At 55.0% G+C, this 6,000-nt stretch carries 6 protein-coding genes and 4 tRNA genes; 9 read left to right on the plus strand and 1 reads right to left on the minus strand.

Features of this window, described 5'->3' with window-relative positions; genetic code table 11:
• Positions 1-33 precede the first annotated feature (33 nt).
• Genes dppB through dppF form a run of 4 tightly spaced genes read left to right on the plus strand, consistent with a single transcriptional unit; the run spans position 34 to position 3,969 of the window.
• Positions 34-1,053 (plus strand): dipeptide ABC transporter permease DppB, encoded by a 1,020-nt coding sequence (dppB, locus tag E3U32_RS08495; RefSeq protein WP_134348421.1) that lies wholly within the window; start codon positions 34-36, stop codon positions 1,051-1,053.
• A gap of 9 nt (positions 1,054-1,062) precedes the next feature.
• A complete protein-coding gene (gene dppC, locus E3U32_RS08500; RefSeq protein WP_063957891.1) occupies positions 1,063-1,965 on the plus strand; it encodes a dipeptide ABC transporter permease DppC in 903 nt (300 codons plus the stop codon).
• A gap of 10 nt (positions 1,966-1,975) precedes the next feature.
• Positions 1,976-2,959, plus strand: coding sequence for a dipeptide ABC transporter ATP-binding protein (gene dppD, locus E3U32_RS08505; protein WP_134348422.1), 984 nt, complete (start codon positions 1,976-1,978; stop codon positions 2,957-2,959).
• The gene (dppF, locus tag E3U32_RS08510) at positions 2,956-3,969 is read left to right on the plus strand and encodes a dipeptide ABC transporter ATP-binding subunit DppF (protein WP_134348423.1); all 1,014 of its coding nucleotides are present in this window, start codon (positions 2,956-2,958) and stop codon (positions 3,967-3,969) included. The genes dppD and dppF overlap by 4 nt, the downstream gene beginning before the upstream one ends.
• A gap of 44 nt (positions 3,970-4,013) precedes the next feature.
• Here the strand turns inward: dppF and coaA are convergent, their stop codons facing one another.
• On the minus strand, positions 4,014-4,964 hold the full coding sequence (gene coaA, locus E3U32_RS08515) for a type I pantothenate kinase (RefSeq protein ID WP_021242480.1): 951 nt from the start codon (positions 4,962-4,964) through the stop codon (positions 4,014-4,016).
• 317 nt (positions 4,965-5,281) lie between these two features.
• Between coaA and E3U32_RS08520 the strand changes: the two genes are divergently transcribed.
• The 5 genes from E3U32_RS08520 to E3U32_RS08540 form a co-directional block, all read left to right on the plus strand.
• Positions 5,282-5,357 (plus strand) — tRNA-Thr (locus tag E3U32_RS08520).
• A gap of 8 nt (positions 5,358-5,365) precedes the next feature.
• Positions 5,366-5,450: transfer RNA gene (locus tag E3U32_RS08525), tRNA-Tyr, on the plus strand.
• 117 nt (positions 5,451-5,567) lie between these two features.
• Positions 5,568-5,642, plus strand: a tRNA-Gly gene (locus E3U32_RS08530).
• Positions 5,643-5,648: 6 nt separating this feature from the next.
• Positions 5,649-5,724: transfer RNA gene (locus tag E3U32_RS08535), tRNA-Thr, on the plus strand.
• Between the two features lie 118 nt (positions 5,725-5,842).
• A partial coding sequence (locus E3U32_RS08540) for a GTP-binding protein (RefSeq protein ID WP_227507214.1) occupies positions 5,843-6,000 on the plus strand: 158 nt, incomplete at its 3' end.

A 6,000-nucleotide genomic window follows, 5' to 3' on the forward strand; every position in this document is an offset into this window, starting at 1 on the left:
ATTGGTTGTGCGTCATCAGAGAGAATCCGGGTTATGTTGCAGTTCATCCTCCGACGTCTGGGACTTGTTATCCCCACGTTTATCGGTATCACCCTTCTCACTTTTGCCTTCGTCCATATGATCCCCGGCGACCCGGTAATGATTATGGCGGGTGAGCGTGGTATTTCCCCTGAGCGCCATGCACAGCTGCTGGCTGAGCTCGGCCTCGATAAGCCGATGTGGCAGCAGTACCTCCATTATATTTGGGGCGTCATGCACGGCGATTTAGGGATTTCGCTGAAAAGCCGTCTTCCGGTGTGGGACGAGTTCGTGCCGCGTTTTAAAGCGACACTCGAACTTGGCGTCTGCGCCATGATTTTCGCCACAGCGGTGGGCATTCCTGTTGGGGTGCTGGCTGCCGTTAAACGTGGCTCTATTTTTGACCATACTGCCGTGGGCCTGGCGCTGACCGGCTACTCCATGCCTATCTTCTGGTGGGGCATGATGCTGATTATGCTGGTATCGGTGCAGCTTAACCTGACACCGGTCTCCGGGCGCGTCAGCGATATGGTCTTCCTGGATGACTCCAACCCGCTCACCGGATTTATGCTGATTGATACGGCAATCTGGGGTGAAGAGGGCAACTTCATCGATGCCGTCGCGCACATGATCCTGCCTGCCATGGTGCTGGGTACCATTCCTCTGGCGGTGATCGTGCGTATGACCCGTTCATCCATGCTGGAAGTGCTGGGTGAGGATTATATTCGCACCGCGCGCGCCAAGGGCCTGACGCGCATGCGCGTCATCATCGTTCATGCGCTGCGTAATGCCATGCTGCCGGTGGTGACCGTTATTGGTCTGCAGGTGGGGACACTGCTGGCGGGGGCGATCCTGACCGAAACCATCTTCTCCTGGCCGGGTCTCGGCCGCTGGCTGATTGACGCGCTGCAACGCCGTGACTATCCGGTTGTGCAGGGCGGTGTACTGCTGGTCGCGACGATGATTATCCTCGTCAACCTGCTGGTCGATTTGCTGTACGGCGTGGTGAACCCGCGTATTCGTCATAGGAAGTAAGGGGCCATCATGTCACAAGTAACTCAAAATAAAGTGGTCGCAGCACCGGTGCCAATGACGCCGCTGCAGGAATTCTGGCACTACTTCAAACGCAATAAAGGTGCGGTAGTCGGGCTGGCGTATGTCGTCATCATGATTCTGATCGCGGTGTTTGCGAACGTCCTGGCGCCGTATAACCCGGCGGACCAGTTCCGCGATGCGCTGTTGGCCCCCCCTGCGTGGCAGGACGGCGGTAGCCTGACGCACCTGTTAGGTACCGATGATGTAGGCCGCGATGTGCTGTCGCGTCTGATGTACGGCGCGCGTCTGTCGCTGCTGGTCGGCTGCCTGGTGGTGGTGTTGTCCCTGATTATGGGGATCGTGCTCGGTCTGGTTGCCGGTTACTTCGGCGGTATCGTTGATAACATCATCATGCGTATCGTCGATATTATGCTGGCGCTGCCAAGTCTGCTGCTGGCGCTGGTGCTGGTGGCAATCTTCGGCCCGTCAATTGGTAACGCTGCGCTGGCGTTGACCTTCGTGGCGCTCCCTCACTACGTACGTTTAACCCGTGCGGCGGTGCTGGTGGAAGTGAACCGCGATTACGTCACGGCGTCTCGCGTGGCGGGGGCGGGTGCGATGCGCCAGATGTTCGTCAATATCTTCCCTAACTGCCTTGCGCCGCTGATTGTTCAGGCGTCGCTTGGTTTCTCTAACGCCATTCTTGATATGGCCGCTCTTGGCTTCCTGGGCATGGGTGCGCAACCGCCAACACCGGAGTGGGGCACCATGCTCTCCGACGTGTTGCAGTTCGCACAAAGCGCCTGGTGGGTTGTCACCTTCCCGGGTCTGGCAATCCTGCTGACGGTGCTGGCATTTAACCTGATGGGTGATGGTCTGCGTGATGCACTTGATCCCAAACTGAAGCAGTAAGAGGCACGAGATGGCGTTATTAAATGTAGATAAATTATCGGTGCACTTCGGGGATGAAGGCACTCCGTTTCGCGCCGTGGACCGCATCAGCTACAGCGTAAATCAGGGCGAAGTGGTTGGCATTGTCGGGGAATCCGGTTCCGGTAAGTCAGTCAGTTCACTGGCGATCATGGGGCTGATTGATTACCCGGGCCGCGTGATGGCGGAAAACCTGCAGTTCAACGGTCAGGACCTGAAGCGCATTTCTGAAAAACAGCGCCGCCAGCTGGTGGGCGCGGAAGTGGCGATGATTTTCCAGGACCCGATGACCAGCCTGAACCCTTGCTACACCGTCGGTTTCCAGATTATGGAAGCCATTAAGGTGCATCAGGGCGGGAATAAGAAAACCCGTCGCCAGCGCGCGATCGATCTGCTGAACCTGGTGGGGATCCCTGACCCGGCATCGCGTCTGGACGTTTACCCGCATCAGCTTTCCGGTGGGATGAGCCAGCGCGTGATGATCGCGATGGCGATTGCCTGTCGACCAAAACTGCTGATTGCGGATGAACCGACGACGGCGCTGGATGTGACCATTCAGGCGCAAATCATCGAACTGCTGCTGGAGCTGCAGCAGAAAGAGAATATGGCGCTGGTGCTGATTACGCACGACCTGGCGCTGGTGGCCGAAGCGGCGCACAAAATCATCGTGATGTATGCCGGCCAGGTGGTCGAGACCGGCAGTTCGCACGATATCTTCCGCGCGCCGCGTCACCCGTATACCCAGGCGCTTTTACGTGCGCTGCCAGAGTTTGCCCAGGACAAAGCGCGTCTGGCGTCTCTGCCGGGCGTGGTGCCGGGTAAATATGACCGTCCGCAGGGTTGTCTGCTTAATCCGCGCTGTCCGTATGCGACAGATAAATGCCGGGCAGAAGAGCCTGAGCTGAATCAGCTTGCTGACGGTCGTCAGTCGAAATGCCATTACCCACTCGATGATGCCGGGAGGCCAACACTATGAGTACGCAACAGGCCACCACGCAACAACCGCTGTTGCAGGCCATCGACCTGAAAAAATACTACCCGGTGAAGAAGGGGCTGTTTGCCCCTGAGCGCCTGGTGAAGGCACTGGACGGCGTCTCCTTTAATCTCGAACGCGGTAAAACGCTGGCGGTGGTGGGGGAGTCAGGCTGCGGTAAATCCACGCTGGGCCGTCTGCTGACGATGATTGAAGTGCCGACCGGCGGGGAGCTTTATTACCAGGGGCAGGATCTGCTCAAGCACGATCCGCAGGCGCAGAAGCTGCGTCGCCAGAAAATCCAGATTGTGTTCCAGAACCCGTATGGTTCTTTGAACCCGCGTAAAAAAGTGGGGCAGATTCTGGAAGAGCCGCTGCTGATTAACAGCAATCTGAGTAAAGAGCAGCGACGTGAAAAAGCCCTGGCAATGATGGCGAAGGTTGGCCTTAAAACCGAGCATTATGACCGCTACCCGCACATGTTCTCCGGCGGCCAGCGTCAGCGTATCGCTATCGCGCGGGGCCTGATGCTCGATCCGGACGTGGTGATTGCCGATGAACCGGTGTCGGCGCTCGACGTTTCCGTCCGTGCTCAGGTGCTGAACCTGATGATGGATCTGCAGCAGGAGCTGGGGCTGTCTTATGTGTTCATTTCCCACGACCTGTCGGTGGTAGAGCATATTGCCGATGAGGTGATGGTGATGTATCTGGGGCGCTGCGTGGAGAAGGGGAGCAAAGATCAGATCTTTAATAATCCTCGTCACCCGTATACCCAGGCGCTGCTGTCTGCGACGCCGCGTCTGAACCCGGACGATCGTCGTGAGCGTATTAAGCTGACGGGTGAACTGCCAAGCCCGCTGAATCCACCGCCGGGGTGTGCATTCAACGCCCGCTGCAGTCGCCGCTTTGGCCCTTGCACCCAGCTACAGCCTCAGTTGAAGGATTATGGTGGTCAACTGGTTGCCTGCTTCGCGGTCGATCAGGATGAAAATGGCGAGAAGCCACATGCATAAAGTAAAAAACCGGCGCTAAGCCGGTTTTTTTTATGTCTGCTTTGTTATTTCCGCAAGCGAATCTGGTCGACCGCGTGCTTCTCGCTCTTGGTGAGGATCAGGCTCGCGCGCTCGCGCGTCGGCAGGATGTTCTCTTTAAGGTTTACGTAGTTGATCTCATTCCAGAGTCCTGTTGCCACATTGATCGCTTCTTCTTCAGAAAGCTGCGCATAGTGATGGAAATAGGAATCCGGGTCAGTGAACGCCCCTTCACGGAACTTCAGGAAGCGGTTGATGTACCAGTTCTGCAGCAAGTCTTCCGGCGCATCGACATAAATAGAGAAATCGACGAAATCCGAGACAAAGACATGATGCGGATCGTGAGGATAGTCCATACCGCTTTGCAGGACGTTTAGCCCTTCCAGAATCAGGATATCTGGCTGGACTACCGTTTTATCTCCACCCGGGATGCGGTCGTAGATCAGATGCGAATAGACCGGCGCAGTCACGTGAGGCACGCCAGATTTCAGGTCAGAGACAAATTTCACCAGACGGTGCATATCATAAGACAGCGGGAAGCCCTTCTTCTTCATCAGCCCGCGTTCTTTTAATACTTCGTTCGGATGCAGGAAGCCGTCTGTTGTGATCAGCTCCACGCTGCGGTGTTCTGGCCAACGGCTCAATAGTGCCTGCAGGACACGCGCGGTGGTGCTTTTACCCACGGCCACGCTGCCTGCAATACTAATGATATAAGGAATGCGTTGACCGTTTGTCCCGAGGAACTGCTCCAGCACAGCCTGACGGCGCAGGTTGGAGCTGATATAGAAGTTAAGCAAGCGAGAGAGGGGGAGATAAATCTCTGCCACCTCTTCCAGGGACAGATCTTCGTTTATCCCTTTTAACCGTGCGATTTCACCTTCCGTCAGCGTCATAGGGACGGAATCACGCAGGGCAGCCCACTGACTGCGGTTAAAGTGAAGATAAGGCGTCATTAACGTTTGCTCTTTTTTGCTCATAAGCATGCTTCAGTGAGCCAGCATCACACTGCCGGATCATGGCTCATCACACAGTTAATTTTGGACAATGGGCAGGAGGTTAACACCAGATGACAGGAATAATAAGAAAAAAGATGGATAGCGCTGCGTTACGCGTAAGCCGTCACGCTACGGTGTATACGGTGCAAACCACGCTAATATGTTGGATATTTGACCGTGAATGACTACTTTTACAGCGCCTGGCACGTTGTTCGGATAAAATGTGAGCGAAAGAACGTTTTATGCAAATTTTTAGTTGCATGACCGCGCAGGTATCCATAGAATGCGCGCTACTTGATGCCGACTTAGCTCAGTAGGTAGAGCAACTGACTTGTAATCAGTAGGTCACCAGTTCGATTCCGGTAGTCGGCACCATCAAGTCCGGTGGGGTTCCCGAGCGGCCAAAGGGAGCAGACTGTAAATCTGCCGTCACAGACTTCGAAGGTTCGAATCCTTCCCCCACCACCACTTTCTGGCAGCGTTAATGCAGCCGGAGCTGGTTGGAAAAATTAGCCAGCTCAAACTGAAAAAGAGAGAAATCTCTTTTTTTGTTACAGAAAGAACTGGGTAGCCGAGTTTCAGGATGCGGGCATCGTATAATGGCTATTACCTCAGCCTTCCAAGCTGATGATGCGGGTTCGATTCCCGCTGCCCGCTCCAATACGTGCTGATATGGCTCAGTTGGTAGAGCGCACCCTTGGTAAGGGTGAGGTCCCCAGTTCGACTCTGGGTATCAGCACCACTTCACTTCTCCTTCCCGTTTCTCTCTGTTTCAATTTTACTGTATTCAACAATTCAGGCATTTCGCCTGGTTGATGTGGTGATATCACCGATTTATCCGTGTCTTAGAGGGACAATCGATGTCTAAAGAAAAGTTTGAACGTACAAAACCGCACGTTAACGTCGGTACTATCGGCCACGTTGACCATGGTAAAACAACGCTGACCGCTGCAATCACTACCGTTCTGGCAAAAACCTACGGTGGTTCTGCTCGTGCATTCGACCAGATCGATAACGC

The organism is Lelliottia nimipressuralis (assembly GCF_004402045.1).
GTDB classification, from domain to species: domain Bacteria; phylum Pseudomonadota; class Gammaproteobacteria; order Enterobacterales; family Enterobacteriaceae; genus Enterobacter; species Enterobacter chinensis.